At 49.2% G+C, this 17273-nt stretch carries 19 protein-coding genes and 1 pseudogene; 10 read left to right on the top strand and 10 right to left on the bottom strand.

Features of this window, described 5'->3' with window-relative positions; genetic code table 11:
- Positions 1–511: 511 nt before the first annotated feature.
- Both PP769_RS18020 and PP769_RS18015 read left to right on the top strand, forming a co-directional pair.
- Positions 512–943 carry a hypothetical protein gene (locus PP769_RS18020; RefSeq protein ID WP_312642853.1) on the top strand — a complete coding sequence of 144 codons (432 nt, stop codon included), beginning with the start codon at positions 512–514 and terminating at the stop codon, positions 941–943.
- An 861-nt stretch (positions 944–1804) separates the two neighbouring features.
- Positions 1805–2218, top strand: a complete 414-nt coding sequence (locus tag PP769_RS18015) for a CBS domain-containing protein (RefSeq protein ID WP_312642851.1) — start codon at positions 1805–1807, stop codon at positions 2216–2218.
- A 75-nt stretch (positions 2219–2293) separates the two neighbouring features.
- Here the strand turns inward: PP769_RS18015 and PP769_RS18010 are convergent, their stop codons facing one another.
- From PP769_RS18010 to PP769_RS17985, 6 genes are all read right to left on the bottom strand, one after another.
- Positions 2294–3283: a mechanosensitive ion channel family protein gene (locus PP769_RS18010; protein ID WP_312642848.1), complete on the bottom strand. Its 990-nt coding sequence runs from the start codon at positions 3281–3283 to the stop codon at positions 2294–2296.
- A gap of 268 nt (positions 3284–3551) precedes the next feature.
- A complete protein-coding gene (locus PP769_RS18005; protein ID WP_312642846.1) occupies positions 3552–4010 on the bottom strand; it encodes a response regulator in 459 nt (152 codons plus the stop codon).
- Positions 4011–4370: 360 nt separating this feature from the next.
- Positions 4371–5156 carry a methyltransferase domain-containing protein gene (locus PP769_RS18000; protein WP_312642844.1) on the bottom strand — a complete coding sequence of 262 codons (786 nt, stop codon included), beginning with the start codon at positions 5154–5156 and terminating at the stop codon, positions 4371–4373.
- A complete protein-coding gene (locus PP769_RS17995) occupies positions 5153–6430 on the bottom strand; it encodes a BaiN/RdsA family NAD(P)/FAD-dependent oxidoreductase (protein ID WP_312642842.1) in 1278 nt (425 codons plus the stop codon). The genes PP769_RS18000 and PP769_RS17995 overlap by 4 nt, the downstream gene beginning before the upstream one ends.
- A 26-nt stretch (positions 6431–6456) precedes the next feature.
- Positions 6457–7068, bottom strand: a complete 612-nt coding sequence (locus tag PP769_RS17990; RefSeq protein WP_312642839.1) for a class I SAM-dependent methyltransferase — start codon at positions 7066–7068, stop codon at positions 6457–6459.
- 212 nt (positions 7069–7280) lie between these two features.
- The gene (locus PP769_RS17985) at positions 7281–7634 is read right to left on the bottom strand and encodes a TraR/DksA family transcriptional regulator (protein WP_312642837.1); all 354 of its coding nucleotides are present in this window, start codon (positions 7632–7634) and stop codon (positions 7281–7283) included.
- A 284-nt stretch (positions 7635–7918) separates the two neighbouring features.
- Here PP769_RS17985 and PP769_RS17980 point away from each other — a divergent pair.
- Positions 7919–8403, top strand: a pseudogene (locus tag PP769_RS17980) (carbonic anhydrase).
- Positions 8404–8690: 287 nt separating this feature from the next.
- Here PP769_RS17980 and PP769_RS17975 read toward each other — a convergent pair.
- The 4 genes from PP769_RS17975 to PP769_RS17960 all read right to left on the bottom strand — a co-directional run bounded on the left by PP769_RS17975 (position 8691) and on the right by PP769_RS17960 (position 10909).
- On the bottom strand, positions 8691–9125 hold the full coding sequence (locus PP769_RS17975) for a hypothetical protein (protein WP_312642836.1): 435 nt from the start codon (positions 9123–9125) through the stop codon (positions 8691–8693).
- 397 nt (positions 9126–9522) lie between these two features.
- Positions 9523–9726: a hypothetical protein gene (locus PP769_RS17970; protein ID WP_312642834.1), complete on the bottom strand. Its 204-nt coding sequence runs from the start codon at positions 9724–9726 to the stop codon at positions 9523–9525.
- A gap of 41 nt (positions 9727–9767) precedes the next feature.
- The gene (locus PP769_RS17965; protein ID WP_312642831.1) at positions 9768–10106 is read right to left on the bottom strand and encodes a heme-binding beta-barrel domain-containing protein; all 339 of its coding nucleotides are present in this window, start codon (positions 10104–10106) and stop codon (positions 9768–9770) included.
- A 110-nt stretch (positions 10107–10216) separates the two neighbouring features.
- On the bottom strand, positions 10217–10909 hold the full coding sequence (locus PP769_RS17960; protein ID WP_312642829.1) for an SDR family NAD(P)-dependent oxidoreductase: 693 nt from the start codon (positions 10907–10909) through the stop codon (positions 10217–10219).
- A gap of 155 nt (positions 10910–11064) precedes the next feature.
- On the opposite strand from PP769_RS17960, the gene PP769_RS17955 reads away from it, so the two are divergent.
- From PP769_RS17955 to PP769_RS17925, 7 genes are all read left to right on the top strand, one after another.
- Positions 11065–11553, top strand: a complete 489-nt coding sequence (locus PP769_RS17955) for a toll/interleukin-1 receptor domain-containing protein (RefSeq protein ID WP_312642827.1) — start codon at positions 11065–11067, stop codon at positions 11551–11553.
- 74 nt (positions 11554–11627) lie between these two features.
- Complete coding sequence (locus tag PP769_RS17950) at positions 11628–12914, top strand: DUF2130 domain-containing protein (protein WP_312642825.1); 1287 nt, start codon at positions 11628–11630, stop codon at positions 12912–12914.
- A 495-nt stretch (positions 12915–13409) separates the two neighbouring features.
- Entirely contained in the window at positions 13410–13874 is a 465-nt protein-coding gene (locus PP769_RS17945; protein WP_312642822.1) for a c-type cytochrome, read from the top strand.
- A 90-nt stretch (positions 13875–13964) separates the two neighbouring features.
- The gene (locus tag PP769_RS17940; RefSeq protein WP_312642820.1) at positions 13965–14561 is read left to right on the top strand and encodes a superoxide dismutase family protein; all 597 of its coding nucleotides are present in this window, start codon (positions 13965–13967) and stop codon (positions 14559–14561) included.
- Between the two features lie 102 nt (positions 14562–14663).
- On the top strand, positions 14664–15182 hold the full coding sequence (locus tag PP769_RS17935) for a c-type cytochrome (protein WP_312642818.1): 519 nt from the start codon (positions 14664–14666) through the stop codon (positions 15180–15182).
- Positions 15183–15932: 750 nt separating this feature from the next.
- Positions 15933–16310: a hypothetical protein gene (locus tag PP769_RS17930; RefSeq protein ID WP_312642815.1), complete on the top strand. Its 378-nt coding sequence runs from the start codon at positions 15933–15935 to the stop codon at positions 16308–16310.
- Positions 16311–16436: 126 nt separating this feature from the next.
- Entirely contained in the window at positions 16437–17165 is a 729-nt protein-coding gene (locus PP769_RS17925) for a ZIP family metal transporter (protein ID WP_312642813.1), read from the top strand.
- Positions 17166–17273: the final 108 nt, after the last annotated feature.

The raw sequence follows: 17273 nt of genomic DNA, 5'->3' as shown, positions 1-17273 counted from the left end.
CTGCAATTCCCAAATCACTACCATAACGCTGGTCCAGAATTAGGGGAGCACTCCACCTCCGCCCCAATTCTCTCACCCCTCGTTCGCCAAGTCCCTCTGAGTATTTCGGTCAATCATCTATCGCCACGCACATACATAAATAGATTATTGGGTAACGTGACGATCATTAACGGCCAATTTCCGGTCGGCGGGATCATGTTTCGGCAGACACGCCTTCATTATATTTTGGCCATTATTACCAATTTCAATAGATTCGCGCATTGAACGCCCAGGCTTGGCATACCAAATGGAGGGAAATGTAAACTTTATCTACACCGTTTTAGTTTTCTTATTTACGGCTTTTGGCCCGGGAAATGACCGTATTCATATACCAATTGTTTAATTGTAAATGTTTATCACACGGAAATTGCTGATTTTGTAACAGGCAATTCGACTCATCATCTCTGGGCACTTGTTATGCAATTAGAAACTATATAGGAGATAAAAAGCCATTTACCAAGGAGGGACGGCCATGAGAAACAGCACTAACATATCATGGAAAAATAAATTTCTTATGGGATGGATTTCCTCAATGATTCTTGGGCTAATAATGGGTTGTAGCCATCACCCTGTCGTAAAGCCCATGGCTGAGAATTTTTCTAAGGGGGGCGAACAAGAGGCTATTGCATATTGTCAGGCAAAAACAACCCTATCTCTGCAAGAGACGTTAGATCTGATTAACCAATCCCAAGAGACTTTTGGGAATGCAGGCCGAGAGGCTGGCAGCATGTCTGATTTAGTTACCAAGGCTGATAACAGCACTGGAGCCCAAGCTGGAAAATCTGTTGGGAAAGTGATTGGTTTGATTGGGGCATTGGGTGCGCTTTATCAAAGCGGGCAAGCTGAAGACCAGCGGTTTCAAGCTTGCCTCTCTGAAAAAGGGTATTTGGTTAGTGGTTATTGAGAAAAGTTAGTTTTTCCTGGGTCTTTCGGATGCGGATAAGACCTGCGACGCTTTGGGAGCCATTTTGAAAAGTCTTCCAGGTCCAGATGGCTTCATGAAAAAAAGCGCAGGGTACTCCCTGAGCATACTGAGGGGGAGGCACGCGAAAATGTGATTAGATAATTCATTTGAAAGTGCTACCAACTTACCGGGGGGAACTCCGCTTTGTTCTTCCTAAAAGGGTTCACCCTTTTTAATATTTTTCACATCAAGCGTGTCACCTCTTAAACTTGTCGTATTTGGAAGTGGACGGATTAATCGCTGTATATTAGGAATGCGCTTAATGATTGGGGATTAAATATTTTACTCGTGGATATTGACAACGCTTACCTTTGACCTTTTTGGGTGGCTATAGGTCTTGGGTTCAGTAGAAGCCTGATGATCAAGAGGGATTGTTGGTGCGGGCTAATCTTGCATAAAGCGGTATAATTGACCGGAAAGAGTGAACGAATTCAATTCCAATCAAGAAATCTTATGCAGGTTCAACTAATACCCCCGACGCATCTACTTGTGCGATACCAAGGAAACCGGTCATCGTCATGATGCCTATGCGATGGTGGACCACTATTCGGCTACTCGTTCCCATCAAGATTAAATTCTGGCCGCCATTAAAAAAACACTTCTCCTTTGGCTTCGCTATCGTGATGGAGTGGCCCGTGCTTGTGGGTTAAAGAAAAACGAGAGTGGAATTCGCTGATACGACGAACGCTTCGCTTGTTATGGTTAAAGATTAATGGGAAGCGGAAACGTTTTTAATCTGGATCTTTTTTGGCATTTACTTCACAATAGACTTTTTCAATTTAGAAGCAGGAGGGAAGAGACATGGCCACGATTGGGCAATTCATGACACGGAATCTGAGTTTTGTGACTGAAGATGCCAGCATCCAGGAAGCGGCTACACATATGCATAACCAGCGAATTGGGTCCTTGTTGGTGAAGCAGGAGTCTGAATTTTCCGGGATTGTAACGGAAACCGATGTCGTGCGGGCAGTAGCGGAACACCCTGGCCAAATTGAACGCTTAAAGGTGAAGGAGCTGATGTCCAGTCCGATCATTACCGTAGACAGGAAAATGTCTGTCCATTATGCCCGGGATCTCATGGCCGATCGCAAGATTCGCCACTTGGCCGTCACCGGAGACAATGGAGACATTGTCGGTATCATATCGGTGCGAGACCTTTTGGCCTACTTCAAAACGGTAGCGAAGGACCTCAAAATAGCTGAAGAGGATGGCTGAGCTTGATCATTCCTAATCAGGGAAGGATGGAACCTTTGAAATGAGTACTGGTGATGTGAGGGATTTCTGGTGAACTTACTCAATTTTTGCTGCTTCGGCTTGCTGAATCTGGAGGGAGAGACGCTCTTCTTCCTGTCGAATGCGCGTGATCCTTTGTTCAATCCAGGGGCCAATGTGTTCTTTTTTTGATTTGGCTTGACCTTCCAAAACAGTAATTTCCTCTCGAATTGCTTCACGCTGCTCTTTTAGCGCCTCTATCTGTGCCATGGCATCGGCTTTGTCAAAAATCAGTGATTCAGGATTATTCTCCACGATCTTTTCTTCTGCATACGGCAATTCGGAGGATTGGGGCGGCAAGACTTGAATGCCATCCTCCAGCCGGCGTTGATTCATGACCACAGGGGAAACAATTTCGATTCCCGCACCATGCAGCGTGGTGAGCATCTGTGCGCGAAGGTTCGACCGTGCACTGAGCAATTGTTTGACCTCACTTAAAAATCCGGAGACTCGATAGGTCACGGAATAATCCCCGAGTTCCATAATGTGGACAAACGGGTCTTTGAGGTTTGCGGCAAGAGCGGCATTCGAAAGGAGTCTTTCAATGGTCTTGTGGGAAATGTCATATCCTAACGACACCGTGGCGGAGACAATTGTGCCGGATGAACGAAGCACGGTAATCGGGTGAGAAACTAAAAATAAGTTAGGAAGAGTCGTGAGGTCGCGTTCTTCTGTTTGAATTTCCGTGTGAAACAATCCCCGTTCTGTGATCCGACCGAATTGATTTTCCACGCGAAGGAAATCTCCTAACCGAAAGCTTTTCATGCCTCGCAGCATAAAGCCCGCTAAGGCATTGGAGACGAAGGTCGTGGAAGAAAGGGTAATGACCGCGGTGATCAACAGCGCTAATAGCTGAAAAAGTTCTTTGTGAGTTTCTTTGTCGACAGGAAGGGCCAGCAGAATGAGAACAATCCCGACTCCCACCAGTAGCAACATCCCCACACGGGCTGAAAATCGGTCTTCCTCCTTCAGGCCGCCATTGCGGCGAAAGAAGAACCAATGGGCCACCCATAACCCTGTACTGACCAGTGCGAGGACCAATAAGATTGGTAGAAAGATTGGCAGGATATCAAAAAGATGATCAAGGAAGGTCATAATGTTAGGAATAAAGAATACCACATTATGCCCGAATTCGCGGGAAGGATAAAGCTAAAATGGTAAAAGAATGCTAGGAATAGGTAATGCCAAAAAACGGCCTCTTCGAATCCCTGGCTTCGCTTAGAGGAGCGAGGGAAAGGCTTTTCTTCCAGACCACCCCGAAAATGCCAAAACCACCTCAAGCAAACCAGTTGAGGTGTCGGGAAGCTATGGCATTGGCCACAGCGGTATGTAATTTTTTCCGATCGACCGGCTTGACCAGATAATCGGTAATTCCTTGTTTCATGAGCTGTGTGGCCAGATCGATATCGGGAAACCCGGTTAAGACGATCAACGGCACGCTGGGGTATTCCCGTTGAAAATATTTTATGGCTTCAATGCCATTGATGTTGGGCATCCGAATATCCGTGATAATGACATCAATGACCATTGGATGCTCTCCTTCGTTGAGGATGCGGATAGCTTGCGCGCCGTCTTCCGCGTCCACCACGTAGTAGCCGTCTTTTTCCAAGGCCATTCGAACGACTTTGCAAATGGCGGTTTCATCATCAATGACCAGGACTCCGCCCCGATAGCTCTGGCCGGAAAACATTCCTGCAGTTCGTTGAGTCGTGTCTGGTACGAAATTCGTGTTCATGGCGAATCCTCCTTGAGGCCTCGTATGCAGTGAAATGGTATCTCTGCCCAAAAAAAACATCCGAATACTTCTGTATGGTGTGAAGCATTCATAACCATCAGTATCTTGCAACCAGTGTGCCTTGATGGGCTAATAAGGGAATATGGCCCTCTTTTGGAAAACAGTCCTGAAAATAAATAGGAAAAATGGAAAGAGTGATTGGAGTGTGTCTGACCAGGAAGGAGGGACGGTCAATCAAAATGTCTACAGAGGATTCACCTTCGCACCCATTGTAGACATTGATTTTATGGAGCAGACAGAGGAAACGGAAAAATGCATGCGAGCCCATTGCACGTGTGTGAATGGGTACGCTGTGTGAAATCAGATGATGGGCTTTCGAGCAATCACGGAGGTGGTGGAATGGTACAGCGTCCAATGGGTGGAGTCCTGTGAGAGTCTGACATACTCTTGAATGTCTTGAGGTGAGCAAAAGCCGGTCTTTGAATATTCCTGTTCGAGTACCATCGCAGATTCCGCCATCACTTTCGCCATTGGCGAATTTCCAGGACAGAGATGCATGAGGGATTGAACTCTGACGATATGGTATCCTGCTTCTTGCAGTTTGTGCGGAAGCCGGAGGGCATAGGCCGGATCTAATCCGAGATTGATGAACATCTGACAAATGGCTCGGTTCACCCTCCCTTGGGGTGTCTCCTGCTCCCGGTCCGGCAATGTCGCCGAGGTAAAGTCCGGTTCTTCGAAGAGGGCCCAGCCTCCTGGCTTGAGGAGAGAATACATCTTTTCCAACATGGTCCTCTCTTCTTGATTATGAATCAGGACATACCGGCCATGAAGGAGATCAAAGGCTTGTTCTAAGGGGACATCAAGAAATGAGCCTTGATAAATCTGAATAGGCGGAGAATCATCCTTGCGAAGATACGCGATTTTCTTGTCGACACCCACAGCCCGTCCCGTCGGCCCCACGCGATTTCCCAGCCAACGCAGGATGGAGCCTGCCCCTGCGCCTAACTCCAGACAGTGCCAACCCGGTTGAATCCCCGTTTCTTCCAATAGCCTGATGGTAACGGGATCGTTCGCGGCTTCGACCAATTGTAATCGTTGAAATTCCCGCTCTTCAGATTTGTTGTCGAAAATATACCGATTCATCGCTGTCCCTCTGCTGCTGCTGGTCGTTTCATGATATCCACGGCCGCATGGCATCCGGCCAGATACCCTGTTGCCCAGGCCCATTGAAAATTAAATCCGCCGATGCGGCCATCGCAGTCCAACATTTCTCCAATCACATAGATTCCAGGCATGGGCCGAGAGCCCATGGAATGGGCAGATATTTCTTCCAGGGGGACACCTCCGGCCGTGACTTCCGCAAAGTTCCATCCGCGTGATCCGATGATGGGAAGGTCAAGATTGGTGAGTGTCCGGACCAGATTGCGGCGGGCTTCTTTGGACAAGAGGTTAATTGGAGTGTCAGAAAGCCCAGGTTTTTGAATGCCGGCCAGCGTGCCGGCTACACGCGCGGGTAACCGCTCGGCTAACAGTGTGGGAACAAGTTTTCGCCCGGGGAGGGAAGCGGCCTGCATGAGCCATTTCTCCACATCCTGGTTGGTGAGGTGAGGAAAGCAATGGAGATGAAGGCGGACAGCTTCTCCCTTTGCGGCTGCGCGAACCCAAACCCGGCTGGCATCCAAGACCACCGGTCCACTGATGCCGAAATGTGTCCACAATAAGCTGCCGGTGCGTCGATCGAAGGTTTTTCCCGCAATGGTAGTGGTGAGCGTTACGTCATGAGAAATACCCGAAAGGGTGGCATGGAAAAACGAAGGCTCAAGGAGCAAAGGTACCAAGGCAGGATAGGTGGCGGTGACGGTATGCCCCAACTGTTGGGCCAACCCCCAACCTGATCCATCCGATCCGGTTTTGGGAAGAGACCGGCCGCCAGTCGCGAGAATGACCCGTTTAGCCTGAAGCGTTCCCTGGGAATGTTGGATTAAGAACTCCTCCCCTTCTCTGGACAGATCTTGAACGAGGTGGTGAGTCAAAAGAGCAACGCGCAGTGCCTCGCATCGCCTGAGGAGCCCATCGAGCACTGTTCGGGCTTTGTTGCTCACAGGAAACAGTTTTCCCGTGGATTCGGTTTTTAATGGGATCCCCAAAGAACTAAACCATCGAATGGTGGCCTGTTCGTCGAAGCGTCGAAGGATCCGGTCAATCAACTTTCTGTTCCCGTGGAAGTCGGAAGCGGTGACACGTTGGTTGGTGACATTGCAGCGTCCACCTCCAGAAACCAGGATCTTGGCCCCGATAGTTTTCGCACTGTCCAGAAGGACAATTGAGAGATTCGGGTTCGTTTCCGCCGCGAAAATTCCGGCTGCCAGCCCTGCTGCTCCTGCGCCGATGATGGCGATGTCGATGTCGGAAGGCATAGGCAACATCTGGAGCGAGTGAGGATCTATCCGGGTTGGGAGTGCGACGGTTTACGAAACAAGACGACATTCTTTTTCAAGTAGATGATTTCCGCTCCCCATCTTGAGCTCAGCCATCCCCAGGTCTCGTGTAAAAAAAAGCAGACATGCGTGGGATCCTTGATGTAATACCAATCGAGAAACGGTCGATCGGATGGCGCCAGTTGGGTCATGATTCCCAAGATGCCGCCAACCTTCAGTCGGGCCCATAACCGGTCCAATTCCGGTCCGGGATGGTGAAGATGCTCGGCCACTTCCGTGGCTGTGATGAAATCATAGGTCTGTTCCAGGAGAATAGGATTGTACGCATAAAAGGGGTCGTAAATCGACAGGGTATGTCCGGATTCTTGAAGCATGAGCGCGAGGGTTGGACCGGGACCAGAGCCAAAATCCAATCCGGAACTAAGGGGTCTCAGGCGATTGTGGAGTGGTTCGGCTAATTGGTTTAAAAACTTTCGATAGCCCGGGTCGTCAGAATGGTTTTCATGGTGGTCGTAGTGATCCTTTTCCTGTTCGGGTGATATGTAATAGACGGGTGGAACGAAAATGAGTCGACAATGCCCGCAGGAGAAGTATGCCCGGCACCGGTCGTTTCCCACTAATGTGGATTGCGGTTTGAAACACAGTGGGCAGGCAGGAGAAATGGTGATAGGTTCCCGTGTGAGGATTCAGAATGAATAAGAAGTAGGATGATAGGAAATGGTTCGCCAGGTCTGGTCAACCGTCTCCGTATGAGATTTCTTCATACAGGTCTCCTCGTTCGTTTGTGGATTCTGGTGGGCGACGGGTCGGTGAGCAGGACCTGTAACACTTATGGGTTTCTTCCATCGGCACAAGCAATACAGAGGGGGGCGGTGGGATCCACATCTAATCGTTTTCTGGATATTTCTTCTCCGCACCTCACACACCAGCCGAATTTGCCGTTTTCAAGACGTTGGAGGGCTGATTCGATTCGCTGCAATTGAATGTGTCGACGTTGTTGGGCGGCTTGAGCCATCGCCTGTTGTTGGAGGGCATCCATCCGTGAAACGCGCCCGACTGCAGTTTGGTCCAGTTCCACTGGTTGGGCTGCTTCCTGCCCGGTGGCAGATACGGCTAACAATTCTCTCTGAAGGGTTAGGAGCGTTGCACGAAAATGGTCATAATCCAAGGTTGGCTGTGTCATGAAGGCAAAAGAAAAGAGGACTACATCTCTCTTGTCGTCTAAAATGGATACACGGGAACAAGCAAGAAGCAGCCTTGGGTTTGATCAATGGTCAATTCAATGTAACCCAGCCAGCCCGTGAAAGGCCAATGGTCGACAAAAGAAAACAAGAGCAATTGTTTAGCAGGGAGAGCAAATGGAAAAATTATTGAAAGGGTTGAATAGATTTCAGGAAGAGGTGTTTTTTAAAAAAGAAATAGCTCTTTGCGGGGTTGTCCGGTCATCAAAAGCCAAGAGCCGTATTTGTGACCTGCTCGGATTCACGGATTGATCCTAGCTTGCTCACCCAAACCGAACCGGGGGATTTGTTTATTATTCGAAATACGGGGAATTTAATTCCGACCTATGGTGCGGCCATCGGGGGAAGCACCGCCTCTATTGAATACGGGATCTCCGTCCTTCAAGTAAAAAAAATATCGTTTGTGGACATACGGATTGCGGTGCGATGGGAGCCTTGTTGCATCAGGAGAAACTTCAGGAGCTTCCTGCTGTCAAAGCGTGGCTGCAACATGCCGAGACCACAATGCGAATTATGAAAAATCTATACACGCATTTGCAGGGAGATGAATTTGCCGCTGCCATAAGGGAAAATGTGTTGGTTCAACTCGATCATCTGAAGACGCATCCGGCGGTTGCAACAGGATTGCGTCGGGGAAATTTGCGCCTGCATGGATGGGTCTATTCCATCGGGACGGGTGACGTGTGGGTGAAGGACTGGGAGAACAAATGAGATGGGACCAAGCATTATTTGATCCGGTTTAAAATCGTTTACCATCTCCTGCTTTGGAGGCGTTTTGGAATTGAAGAGAAGGGGTTTTTGACCAGATGGGGAGCCTGAAGTACAGGGCATGGGTATGGACCATCATGGGATCTCAGATGGAGGCGTAATTTTCTGGCTATTTCTTTTAAGTAGACTGCCCGAAATGAGCAATGGTGTGAGCCATTACCAAATCGGGCTGCCCAGATAAATGTGATGAAAAGTCTTAAGCAACTTACTCGATGGTCAGCATCCACGGATTATTTTGGCCACGGTTTCCATTCCTTAGTTTTTGAATCAAACCACCATTGGGGCCCACTTAAATAGATTTTTTTATGGCATTCTAAGGTTTCGTGGTGATTGTTTGGCCATTCTTTCCATACGTTGTTTTGGGAATCATACCACCAGTCCGGTCCATCAGTGTTCAGATTGTGATGTTCCTCGAGAGACCACTGTGGTTTCTGTGAGGGCCATTCTCTCCACTTTTTACTTTTTGAATCAAACCACCAGTCGGGTTGCTGAAGATATAACATCTTATGCCCCTCTAAGGTGATTCTCCCTTCACTGTCCCACAGATGCGGATGTTGTTGACAAAAATCATTGGTTTCCACTTTTTTGTCTTGAGCCATCACATATGTGGCAAATGTGGTACTGAGTAGAAGAAACATGGCTGTAATAATTCCATATCGTTTCATTGACAGACTCCTTCATTAGTCACGTGGGTAAATGAATTAAAAATATTGTCTATTCACGCCCTTCTTCCTTCCCTTGGGAGTTGGTGGAAAGGCAATCCAGAACAGGCCATTTTCTGGAATATTGAAAAGAGACGATGAATTATTTGAATGGTAATGAACGAATGGGTTCGGACAGTAGGGATAATTTTGTGAGAAGAACCGGGATTATGTCCAAAGGAAAAGACCTGGTCGCATAACACGTCTTGAAGAAAGGCCTTCTGGTAGTGTGGAAATAATTAATGGGAATGGGGTGGGGAGCAGGTGTTAAAATTAAACGACGTAATGCCGGTCACAAAGTATGTCTCTCTTGAGAAGCGGCAAAAATACCATTTGTTCACAATCGTAAGGGTAGAGGATTTTACACTCGTGTCAGAGTGTTTTGATCTGTGTGGTGAAGCACCCCAGGGCGTCCTGCAATTTGTAATTGCGTATCTTCCTTATAACTGAACTTCCACGTTTCGTGAATGGTGACTGATAATTTATATCGCTCCGTTTTCGCAGCCTGATCCAGATAGGGATTGGAGAGAATTCCATACACCCCGTTCCCCGCCTCAGCAGCCATGTGAAATTCTTTTGCATCAGTCTCCGAAGTCCTACCTGCATTCACCAGGACGCCTCGAGGGACATAAAACACTGCATCACCTGTTGACCGGCTGCATCCCACAACCAATATCCGACTTCTTTGTGAAACGGCTGTTCCTGAATTAATGGCCAGGCCACAGTCGAGTAACGGAGACCATAGAGCACTTGCGAGCCATTGACAACAGGCCCGATTGGGTCAAACTGCAATCGTTCCCGATAATGAGTTTCGTGGCTACCCTCTTTGGCCGGTGCGATATCGACACCCCTATCGCCTTCCCAGGTCCCGGCTAGAGAAGTGAGTGGGCCCAAGTGGCGAATGATTTCCGCATGAGTAGGGTCGGAATGGTGTGTTCCGGTCATCAGGAAAGGCTCCTTTCAGGAAAGTGTGAGCACAGAGGGCCAAGAGGCGAAGGGACAGGTAATCTGAAGTTCACAACTGTATCAAATGTTGCCAATTGTTTAAACCGTTTTTAGGACCACCATAGTCGAATTGACTGCATCCAACGGACACCGTGAATGGCGAGGCCTGCTAATTTGGGAACGCTCAGTTGCATGGGTTTTGTTTCCAAGCATCGTAGGACATGGGCCGCGGCCTGATCGGCGGTCATCATCAGTGGCTTCCAGGACGCCTTAGGCAGCTTCGTATCCACAAACCCAAAGCGAATATTGGTGACGTACACGCCATGCGATCGGAGCTTTAATCCCATGGAGACTAAATAATTACTAAAGCCGGCCTTCGATGCCGTATAGGAAGGGGAGTCGGCGTTGTAAAAATCATCGGCGAGACTTGATTGGCCGATGAAGTGCCCCTGGCCTCGTTCAAGCCAGCCTGGCGCGAGGGCGGCCAGGGTTCGCACCATCGAGGTGAAATTCACGTCAACGACGCGGGCTTCCTGTGAGAGGTCAGGAAATGTCAATCTCGAACCAATGGCCGCGCAAAATATGCAGGCGTCAAAATGCCCTTCTTCGGCAAGAAGAGTTTGTAGAACCTGCGGATACTCGGGAGTGGCGATATCCTGTACGATATGCCGTGGGCCATCCGGACCAAGTGGACTGGGACTTCTCGAAAGTCCGACGACATGTTCACCACGAGCGAAAAGCGCATTGGTTACTGCTGCTCCGATTCCATCAGAATTGCCGATTAGGAGAATCTTCCGTGTCATTCAAAGGCCAACTGAGATGGTGGGAAAAGCCTCAATCCTGGCATAAAAAAAGTCCGTAAGTGAAGAGGGAGCAATCAGAAGGACCCTGACCTGTACATTGTGGCATGTGTTGGCTAGGATGGTTCGACAAATCGTCCGCCCCTGCTTACACGAGTATGAAAAAGAACATTACCGTGTTTGTGTCCTATGCCCGCGCCAATCGTGATCTGGCGACTCGATTTTTAAAAAAATTTAAAGAGCAGGCCGCGCCCTCCAAACAGTATCACTATACCTTCTGGCGGGATAGCGATATCCTGGTAGGCGAAAAATGGCACGAAGAAATTCAACACGCCTTGGGAGAGTGCGACGTGGGATTGGTCCTGATCAGCCCTGCGTTGCTTGGTTCCCAATATATTCAGGATCACGAACTTCCCAAGTTTGTGAAGAGTGGAGGTCGATCCGTTATTCCGGTAATGTTGCAACCAATCGATTTGGAACGGCATGATCTGAAAGGTTTACTCCAGACGCAAATCTTTCGGCTGGATCGCCCGCGTTTCGCCTCTCCGAAAGCCTACGGGGAATGTTCGGGTTCTCATCGTGATCAATTTGCGTTGGAATTGTTTCGGCAGGTCGAGGCCCGTTTGGATAAAATCGTGGCCAAATAATCCTTGGGAGTATTCAGATCCTATCCCGACGGAAGATATTTCTATTATTAAAGTGAAGAGCAAAAAGAAATTCTATGACTGAACCCACGATCATCTGTCCACAGTGCAAAACGGAAATTAAACTGACCGAGTCGCTCGCTGCGCCTCTTCTCGAAGCCACCAAGCGAGACTTCGAGCAACGACTTGCTCAAAAAGATGCTGATGCCGTCAAACGGGATGCGGCCTTGCGTGAGCGCGAAGCCTCGCTTGCCAAATCTCAGGAGCGGTTCGAAGAGCAGGTGGCTGACAAACTAAAACTCGAACGCAGCAAAATTGTGGCGGAAGAAGCGAGAAAGGCCAGACTGGCGCTCTCCAATGATCTCGACCAGAAATCTAAAGAAATACGTGAGATTCAAGAAATACTTAAACAAAAGGATGAAAAGCTTGCGGAAGCACAAAAAGTTCAAGCCGATCTGCTCCGTAAGCAACGGGAACTGGATGACGCCAAACGCGAATTGGATCTCACTATAGAAAAGCGCGTCCAGGAGGGACTTACTGTCACCCGGGATCAGGCCAAAAAAGAAGCCGAAGAAGGGCTCAAATTTAAAGTCATGGAGAAAGAGCAGACCATTGCTTCCATGCAAAAACAAATTGAAGAACTCAAGCGTCGTGCTGAACAGGGGTCTCAACAACTTCAGGGCGAAGTCCAAGAGCTCGAACTCGAAGCCATGCTCACCTCGAAATTCCCCCTGGATCAGATTTCACCTGTGGCCAAAGGCGAGCATGGCGGCGATGTGCTGCACCGGGTTGCCAGCTCCTTCGGCCAAGCCTGCGGAACCATCTTGTGGGAATCGAAGCGAACCAAGAACTGGAGTGATGTCTGGCTCATCAAGTTACGTGAGGATCAGCGGCAGGCCAAAGCTGAAATTGCGATCATCGTCAGTCAGGCCCTACCCAAAGAAGTGGACACATTCGAATTCATCGACGGCGTCTGGGTCACTCATCCCAAAGTTGCCCTTCCCCTGGCTATTGCCATGCGTAATACGCTCATGGAGGTGGCTTGCGCCAGGCAGGCCTCGGAAGGGCAGCAAACCAAAATGGAAATGGTCTATCAGTATTTAATGGGTCCGCGCTTCCGGCAACGGGTTCAAGCGATCGTCGAAGGGTTCTCCTCGATGAAGGAGGATCTTGATAAAGAGCGGAAAGTCATTATGAAGCAATGGGCTAAACGTGAAGAGCAAATCGATCGGGTGATGATGGCGACCGTGGGCATGTACGGGGACCTGCAAGGCATCGCCGGGAAAACGTTGCAGGAAATTGAAGGGCTGGAACTCCAAGCCTTAGATGCGCCTAAGGACGAATCCGACGGAAAATTGTTGTAAGAACTTCCGTCTCTGCTTCCTTCAACATCAGCAAAGGCTTGGTCTTAGCATGATCAAGCCCGTATCGACTCATTCTCCGGGGTCTTACAGCTAGATACCACAATTATCCTCAGTCATTCTGCTATCCATCAACATTTCTCACCCTTCCATCAACACGGGGCTCCTGCCTTCTCTGGTTTTGCTTTCGTTTCTAGGGGACTAGCCCTTCCTGTAATAGGTTCGGCCTGTAAAGCCAAATCGCGTCCTTAAAAAAAAGAACATGGTTGGATGTTCCGTCTCAGTTTCATACGGATTGCGAACTCACACCACACGACACTGGTTTGGGGAAATTTGTCCATCTGGGTACTCTAAGGAGTGAGGCAAACTGCCTCACTTCCATGATTGAAAACTGAAAACAGTAGAAAAACCCCACTTTAACATTGGCATGTAATTTGGAATAACCTTCAAAGACAGGATAAGGGCGAGTCTATATCACGAACCAAGGAGACAATCCTGATGCAAATATTAAGGCAAAAGATGCAATCGAGAGTCTGGATCATTGTTGCCACGGTTTCTTTCGCCTGTGCCTCGGCTTGGGCGGGCAGTGCCGGAGATCTTCAGCCACGAGTCCCATCCGATCGCATGGAACAGGCTTTGTCTTTTACGAATCCCTTCACTCCCACCGAGGAATTTATTGCGAGCGGTAAAACACTCTATGAAGGCAAAGGCTGGTGTGCCTTTTGCCATGGCTGGGAGGGGACAGGGGCACCAACCGCGGGTCGAACCTTTCCTCCTGATATCAAAATGCCAACCAATTTTGCGGATGCGGCCTGGCAGGCAGCCAGAAGTGATGGGGAACTGTTCTGGATTCTAATTCATGGGAGTCATGGAACCGATATGGTGGCGTACATGCCGCAGTATATTACGGACAAGGAGGCCTGGCAGATCATCGCCTATCTCCGTACTTTCGGAGGCACATAAGGATTGCCATCTATGTTCCTAAGAACACACGCAGTCGGGTGAAAGGATTTCATCTACAGATCTTATTCATAAATACATTGGAGGGACATCATGCGGGAACAACAATTCAGAACAAGTCGGATGGTCGGGTTTGCGGCTTTTCTGTTGGCGGTAGTTGGGGGATGTAGTCATTACGGAAACCACGAAATTTCTAAAACCGCCAAGGCGACCATTCAAGGATGCACGGATCCGGCCATTACGGGAACCGCCACTCTCAAAGAATTTGAATCTGAAGAAGGCGTCAAAAAACTGTATGTCCAGATGGAGGTGAAGGGATTAACGGATGGGAAGCATGCGGTTCATATTCATGAGGTTGCCAGTTGTCAGCCGTGTGGGGCTGCGAAAGGCCATCATGATCCCGGGCCTTTTGGCAAGTCCACACCTGACGCGCCGGACTTCAATCATCCCTTCCACATGGGGGATTTGGTCAATATCACGGTAGTCAACGGGGTGGGGAAACTGCATGCGGTAACCACCAGGGTTGCGTTATCGGATGGCCGGTTAAGCCTGTTTGATGAAGATGGCAGTTCATTCATCATCCACACCAATGAAGATCTTTATTGCGATCAGGATAGCGAACTCAATCCTGGATGTGCCGGTGGGGCTCGCGATGCCTGTGGAATTATTGAGCCGGTAACCTCAATGTAAGTGGAACGTCTTTGGCGTGACGCCTAGTTCAAGGAAATGAAGTGGTCATATCCCATGATGGGACTGCAAGCATTCAATGAAGGGAAGACGCAAGGAGGAGTGATGAGACAGATATTTCAGTGGACAAGTGGACTTATTTTGGCGCTGGCGGTGAGTGGATCGCCGCTGTTGGCACAACAACATGGGCATCAACAGATGATGATGTCCCGTGTCCCCGCCGACAAGCTGGATGAAGCCAGAGCCTTGCAGAGCCCGTTGCCGCCCTCACCGGAAACCGTCGAAAAAGGCAAGATGATCTATGAGGGCAAGGGCACATGCGTCAATTGTCATGGGGTGAGTGGACGCGGCGATGGCCCGGGGGCTTCGACTCTCAACCCACCGCCTCGTGTATTCCGGTCACATGGATTTTGGAGACATCGGTCTGAAGGAGAGATTTTTTGGGTGATCAAATATGGATCCCCGGGGACCGGGATGATTCCCTTTGGTGGGATGTTATCGGATGAAGAGATTTGGACCGTGATGCAGTATGAACAAAGTTTTTCTGGAGGATCCCATGGCGGAGGTGGAGGTCGTCAGGGAGGCGGACGGCACTCAGGTCGGGACATGATGATGTATCGCTAATAGACAGAAAACGTATGCGGTCACACCTATGACACGGATTCTAGAGGAGGGGAATAAGAGATGATCAGGGGGTAGAGAGGGTGAAATCTGGAAACCAGAAAAATGATCGTTTCATCCTGCTGGTAGGGTCGTAATAGGAATCATGATGGCCGGTCTTGCTGTCGCCGAAGGCGGGACACCGAAAAAGGCAAAACGTTGAATCGGCATCCTGCAGTCATGTCATGGGTTAAACGGGAAAGGTGATGGAGAATTGGGTGGATACTTAAACCCTCCTCCCGCCAATTTGACCAGTGAGGAAACTCAGTCCAAGTCAGACTCCGAACTTAGGTGATCATGAATGGAAGATCAGGCACAGCTATGGCGGGTTTTAAGGAAGCGATGAAGGAAGATCAATTCAGTGATCTCTTTGCCTACCTCCGTTCCTTGAAACCGTAAAAAATGGTTGGCAGGATAATGAACTCTCTCCTGAAATAAGCCTTAGAATCGCAACAATAAAACCCCATTCATGATTAAACTGGCTATCAATATGGAGGCCTGGATGGGGAGAAAGCATGAAGCAGAACTCGCCCCATCACTTCGTTCAATCGAAAGGTTTCGATCCACTGAGAGTGCCAATATATGAAAAGGGATAGAATCTTAGAGCGGCTGAATGTCTGCGCTGGAATAGTCATCATGGTGCTCTGGGGCGTGAGCGTTGGTCTTTCAAGTTCCGAGATGGATCACCATATCTCACACACAGGGGAACCTGCTATGCCGAAGATGTCGGGAAAGAAGCTCATGACGTTGGATCTCCCTCCGGCTGCAAAAGAGGGGCTGAAATTGACCATGCGAGAGCATCTCCAAGCCATTGATGACATCGTTGGCGCATTAGGGCGAGAAGATTTTGCCGGGGCGTCTACCCTGACAAATGAGGAACTGGGCTTTCCGAAACACCATGTGGCCATGCAACGTGAGCAAGGTGCCATTTTCCCGCCGGAATACCATGAGTTGGCGATGGCCCATCATCAAGCTGCGGAAGAGCTGGGCGCAGTGATCCCGACCAAGGACCTCAAGCAGATCCTCCCTTATCTCGAGCAGACCATCCATGCTTGCGTGAAATGCCATCAAGTCTTTCGTTTGCAGGATTAATGCAAATTTGTGCAATAATTATTGTTTCTCTTCCGGGTAACGACTAGAATTCTTGCCTTAATTTATCATGCCTGCTGGGTGTTGGCAGGTATCTTTTCACAACCATTCCAGAAGCGACCCGAATTCATGACGAATGCCCATTACGGTTATGCCATCCTGGCCAGTCTCCTCGCGGCCGGAGTCACCACCACAGGCCTCTATGTCATTCGCCGGTTTGGAACATGGGGGCAATACAATGCCACGTATTTTTCCTGTTTCGCAGCAGGTGTGCTGATCTCAGTAGCCTTTCTCCATATTATTCCTCATGCCTTCCACATGAATGAGCAGGCGCCCGTGTATTTGTTGGCAGGCTATCTGGCCTTTCATTTAATCAACCGGTTCATTCATGCCTATGTCTGCGATAGCACTCCCGACACAGCCATTGGACTAATTCCCTTGCTCGGTATCGGCCTGCATTCGACCTTGGATGGGGTCGTGTATGCCATCACGTTTAGCGTCAGCGTCTTAACCGGAACGTTAGCGGGGATTGGTATGGTCTTGCATGAGTTTCCTGAAGGGATTGTCACCTATGTATTGTTACTTCGTAGCGGGTTCACTCCACAAAAGTCATGGCTGTTTGCCTTTCTGGCTGCGGCCCTGACCACACCGATTGGAACATTGTTGGCCATTCCCATGATCCATCAGATCAATGAGACCGTCCTGGGCGCGATGCTGGCGATTTCAGCCGGGGCGTTTGTGTATGTGGGAGCCACGCATCTTCTGCCCTTAGCCGAACGGGAAGATCGTCCTTACAGTCTGGCAGCCATGGGGGGCGGTGTTGTGGTCGCCCTCGGTATTATCCTTACTCACGGCTAATTCCAGAAGAACCATCTATTATTTATAGTTGCTAACCGAGGGGTGACACATTGGTATGAACACGGTCAAAAAAGAATCGCAGGCGCGGGAAAAATTCAAAGCATAATT

It is taken from the genome of Candidatus Nitrospira allomarina (assembly GCF_032050975.1).
GTDB classification, from domain to species: domain Bacteria; phylum Nitrospirota; class Nitrospiria; order Nitrospirales; family UBA8639; genus Nitrospira_E; species Nitrospira_E allomarina.
Note: the sequence above shows the minus strand (reverse complement) of the source record. Positions and strands in the feature narration are given on the sequence as shown.

Bases quoted from the DNA above. Each gene is read 5' to 3' on its own strand.
- PP769_RS18000 (WP_312642844.1), bottom strand. From the start codon at position 5,156: ATGAATCGGTATATTTTCGACAACAAATCTGAAGAGCGGGAATTTCAA.
- PP769_RS17945 (WP_312642822.1), top strand. From the start codon at position 13,410: ATGCAAATATTAAGGCAAAAGATGCAATCGAGAGTCTGGATCATTGTT.
- PP769_RS17970 (WP_312642834.1), bottom strand. From the start codon at position 9,726: ATGGCTGCTGAGGCGGGGAACGGGGTGTATGGAATTCTCTCCAATCCC.
- PP769_RS17925 (WP_312642813.1), top strand. From the start codon at position 16,437: ATGACGAATGCCCATTACGGTTATGCCATCCTGGCCAGTCTCCTCGCG.
- PP769_RS17995 (WP_312642842.1), bottom strand. From the start codon at position 6,430: ATGCCTTCCGACATCGACATCGCCATCATCGGCGCAGGAGCAGCAGGG.
- PP769_RS17985 (WP_312642837.1), bottom strand. From the start codon at position 7,634: ATGACACAGCCAACCTTGGATTATGACCATTTTCGTGCAACGCTCCTA.
- PP769_RS18015 (WP_312642851.1), top strand. From the start codon at position 1,805: ATGGCCACGATTGGGCAATTCATGACACGGAATCTGAGTTTTGTGACT.
- PP769_RS17955 (WP_312642827.1), top strand. From the start codon at position 11,065: ATGAAAAAGAACATTACCGTGTTTGTGTCCTATGCCCGCGCCAATCGT.
- PP769_RS18005 (WP_312642846.1), bottom strand. From the start codon at position 4,010: ATGAACACGAATTTCGTACCAGACACGACTCAACGAACTGCAGGAATG.
- PP769_RS17930 (WP_312642815.1), top strand. From the start codon at position 15,933: ATGCCGAAGATGTCGGGAAAGAAGCTCATGACGTTGGATCTCCCTCCG.
- PP769_RS17975 (WP_312642836.1), bottom strand. From the start codon at position 9,125: ATGAAACGATATGGAATTATTACAGCCATGTTTCTTCTACTCAGTACC.
- PP769_RS17960 (WP_312642829.1), bottom strand. From the start codon at position 10,909: ATGACACGGAAGATTCTCCTAATCGGCAATTCTGATGGAATCGGAGCA.
- PP769_RS17950 (WP_312642825.1), top strand. From the start codon at position 11,628: ATGACTGAACCCACGATCATCTGTCCACAGTGCAAAACGGAAATTAAA.
- PP769_RS17935 (WP_312642818.1), top strand. From the start codon at position 14,664: ATGAGACAGATATTTCAGTGGACAAGTGGACTTATTTTGGCGCTGGCG.
- PP769_RS17965 (WP_312642831.1), bottom strand. From the start codon at position 10,106: ATGACCGGAACACACCATTCCGACCCTACTCATGCGGAAATCATTCGC.
- PP769_RS18020 (WP_312642853.1), top strand. From the start codon at position 512: ATGAGAAACAGCACTAACATATCATGGAAAAATAAATTTCTTATGGGA.
- PP769_RS17940 (WP_312642820.1), top strand. From the start codon at position 13,965: ATGCGGGAACAACAATTCAGAACAAGTCGGATGGTCGGGTTTGCGGCT.